General features: G+C 42.4%; 5 protein-coding genes. 2 read left to right on the top strand and 3 right to left on the bottom strand.

Translation table 11 applies throughout. The features are described from left to right. Positions 1-882: 882 nt before the first annotated feature. Complete coding sequence (locus F6K49_RS38420; RefSeq protein WP_293105627.1) at positions 883-1,113, top strand: hypothetical protein; 231 nt, start codon at positions 883-885, stop codon at positions 1,111-1,113. A gap of 14 nt (positions 1,114-1,127) precedes the next feature. After that, a complete protein-coding gene (locus F6K49_RS38425) occupies positions 1,128-1,916 on the top strand; it encodes a DUF4058 family protein (RefSeq protein ID WP_293105630.1) in 789 nt (262 codons plus the stop codon). Here F6K49_RS38425 and F6K49_RS38430 read toward each other — a convergent pair. The 3 genes from F6K49_RS38430 to F6K49_RS38440 all read right to left on the bottom strand — a co-directional run. After that, positions 1,888-2,010 carry a hypothetical protein gene (locus tag F6K49_RS38430; RefSeq protein WP_293105633.1) on the bottom strand — a complete coding sequence of 41 codons (123 nt, stop codon included), beginning with the start codon at positions 2,008-2,010 and terminating at the stop codon, positions 1,888-1,890. The genes F6K49_RS38425 and F6K49_RS38430 overlap by 29 nt on opposite strands. Before the next feature lie 100 nt (positions 2,011-2,110). Continuing rightward, on the bottom strand, positions 2,111-2,239 hold the full coding sequence (locus tag F6K49_RS38435) for an AraC family transcriptional regulator (RefSeq protein ID WP_143727759.1): 129 nt from the start codon (positions 2,237-2,239) through the stop codon (positions 2,111-2,113). Next, positions 2,223-3,167 (bottom strand): cytosine deaminase (locus tag F6K49_RS38440; protein ID WP_293105637.1); only part of this gene is annotated, 945 nt, incomplete at its 5' end. The genes F6K49_RS38435 and F6K49_RS38440, both read right to left, overlap by 17 nt.

The raw sequence follows: 3,167 nt of genomic DNA on the forward strand, positions 1-3,167 counted from the left end.
CACTTTAGCAACAGCTTGCATTGCTAAGCGGGTTTCAGATGATATACAGGCTAACTGGGACAGTGATTTCAGATCGTTTACTGAGTATAATTTGATTTTTTGAGATTTAGTTTTCATCGCTTTCATCGCCGAATAGGAATGGATATTATTGATTTTTATTCACCTCAGGCCGGTCAGGATAAAGAGGTTAAACTCCATACATGTCCCAATCATTTTTACTTGTGTAGTGCGGTAATTATTTACCATTATACCTTACCTGATACGTAAGCAGTCCCTGAGGGGGTATTTCAAAAAAACTAGGTTTTCAGTAGCGCATGACTTTTATGGGCAAAGAGCCACCTCAACAACTTGATATCGAAAAGCTCAACAAGTTGTCATCAGTCAAACTGGTGCTGATCATCTTGATCTAGTAACAACATAAACTCATTTCTAAACTGAAAGTAGAGATCGAACGGTTCAAACTGAGCAAAGATAGTCATAGTTAAACCTTATTTAAACTGGGTTCAAGTGACCTTATCAAGAAACCTGACTACAAGAAACCAGTTAGTGAAGAAGAGCAAGGCTCCAAAAAAAACAACCAGGAGGAAATAGAGGACATTCACAAAAAACTCACAAAGGGTTTTCAAGGATCAATCTTATTGAAATCTTGCCCCCTTAACCCTGGATATTCTCTGGTTACAGAGCATGAGTCAGTGAGGCAGTGCAAGTGGAAAGCTAGCAGATAGCTATCCTAGTAGACACACCAATAGGAATAGTAGAGTATCATCCTTCGCACTGTCAATGTCGGGTTGCTGAATCCTATCCCTTAATGGGATCTGTGGCCATAAAATTCAGCATAATTTAAAGTAGGTTAAAACCATAGCTATAGCGTTTTTTATCCTAATGAGGTACACAAATTGTTTACCTCTTCCATCTTCTGAATTCAGTGCTCCGAAGCTCTGTTGGCGTTTGCGCAGCGTGGGCTTGGCCCAAAGCGTGGCCTACGGCCTTAGTCCCTGCTCTCTAAAACCCAAAAACTTGGATCTTACTAGCTTAAAAAGCGAACAACCTGCTAACCTGCTAACTTGCTATCCTGCTATCCTGCTAACCTGCTATCCTAGAAGACAGAGCTGATCGGAGGTGAAGCGATGCCGTCAATCTTTCCCGGTATGGATCCGTATTTAGAGCATCCAGATTTATGGCCAGAAGTACATCATTGGTTGATTAGTTTAATTGCTGAGTGTTTAATTCCTCAGGTACGTCCGAAGTATAAAGTAGCTATTGAAAAGCGGATTTATCCAGTTAATACAACTAACCAAGATGACGTCTTATTAGTTGGAATTCCTGATGTTACTGTTAAACGTCAACCAAATCCTCCCGATGCTCCCAGCTCTAAGGTTGCTGTTGCGCCACCAAGCACAAAACCAGTAACAGTAATCGTTCCTATGCCTGAAGAAATCAAACAAGGGTATTTGGAAGTACGAGATATGACTACTGGTTCGGTGGTAACGGCTATCGAAGTTTTATCTCCAGTTAATAAGCGCTCTGGTGAAGGGAGAGAAACTTACCTGAAAAAACGCCAACGGGTGTTAGGAAGCTTGACCAATTTAGTGGAGATAGATTTGCTCAGATGGTGGAAACCAATGCCACTCTTAGATAATACTATTGAAAGCGATTATCGGGTTTTGGTTAGTCGAGAAGAGCGTCGCCCACGAGCCGAGTTATATACTTGTAATCTGCCAGAGCAGCTACCAACTTTTTCCCTACCATTACGTCCAGAGGATTCTGAACCGATAGTAGATTTACAAGCTATAATTAATAGTGTTTATGAGCGAGGGGGTTATGATTACCAACTCGATTATGACCAAGAGCCAGTACCAGCTTTCTCAGAAAATAATCGGATATGGGCTAAGGAATTGTTGAAAACTGGTATATAGTATTTATCAATTGGGTAAGGAACAAAGTCCTGGGTTTTAGGGAACAGGGAACAGGGAACAGGGAACAGGGAAAAATTATGTATGTGTACCTCATTACTATGAGAAATGCTATACTTAGCTTTTGCCTCAGTACAAAAATAATTAAGATCGGAAGCGATAAAAATAAATTTCAGTCCTGAAATAATCAACTATTATTAATATTCCCGATTCCCAATTCCCGACTCCCGATTCCCGATTCCCGATTCCCGACTCCCGACTCCCGATTCCCAATTCCCGATTCCCGATTCCCGATTCCCTGCCCTATAACTAATCCAACTCAGCATAATCCGGCAACCTAGTATCAATTGGTTTACCTTGACGCAAGATAATTCGGTCATGCTGGGGACGGGACAAAAGTTCACTGAAATGGCGTCCCTTAAACAAAATCAAATCTGCTGGGAGTCCCACCCCAATCCTACCCATCTCGGGTAAATCCATTAAATCAGCGGCTGTCTTGGTTACGGCACAAGGCCAATCACCGATGGGCATATCTAAATGGGCAATCCGTACCGCTTGGGTAAAGACTTCTAATACATCATGGTCCCCAAATCCATAAAAGGGGTCTCGACAATTATCACTAGCCAAAGTTACCGGAATACCCTGTTGTTTAATTTCATGGAGCCTGGTGACTCCCCGCCAAGATGGTGTAACGTTAGCCTGTCGATCTTGTAAATAAAGATTGCACATCGGTAAGCTAACAATAGCAATTCCTGCTGCTTTGACTAACTTGAGAGTTTCCGCAACCTCCTCTAAGGGTTGCACTGCTAAACTGCAACAGTGACCACAAAGAATTTTTCCGGTAAACTGATGACGAATAGCAGCTTTGGCAATCTGTCGTAAGCAATGGGAATCGGGATTACCATTTTCATCAGCATGGAAATCTAGGTTAAGGTTTCTCTCCTTAGCTAGGGAAAAGACAGTATCGAGTTGAGCATCCAGGTCTTGGTTGCTATAGGCTACCCCCCCAAGTATGCCTCCGATTTCAGCAATTGTGTCGGCTAAGGTAATGCCAGCGGGAGTTTGATAGTAATCTAGTGTAACTAGAGACACCGCTTGTAGGGTAACTCTGTCTTGCCATTCCTTCTGGATGGTTTGGAAAACCCCTAGGCTAATCGCACTTTGTTCTCCAACCCAGTCAATGTGGGTGCGTATAGCTTTAGTGCCATGAGCATAGCTACATTTAAGTCCAAATTCCATGCGCCGATATAAATC

The sequence above is a fragment of the Moorena sp. SIO3I6 genome (genome assembly GCF_010672095.1).

Coding starts and splice junctions, on each gene's coding strand:
- F6K49_RS38430 (WP_293105633.1), bottom strand. CDS start 2,010: ATGAGGTACACATACATAATTTTTCCCTGTTCCCTGTTCCCTGTTCCC.
- F6K49_RS38425 (WP_293105630.1), top strand. CDS start 1,128: ATGCCGTCAATCTTTCCCGGTATGGATCCGTATTTAGAGCATCCAGAT.
- F6K49_RS38435 (WP_143727759.1), bottom strand. CDS start 2,239: ATGCTGAGTTGGATTAGTTATAGGGCAGGGAATCGGGAATCGGGAATC.
- F6K49_RS38420 (WP_293105627.1), top strand. CDS start 883: ATGAGGTACACAAATTGTTTACCTCTTCCATCTTCTGAATTCAGTGCT.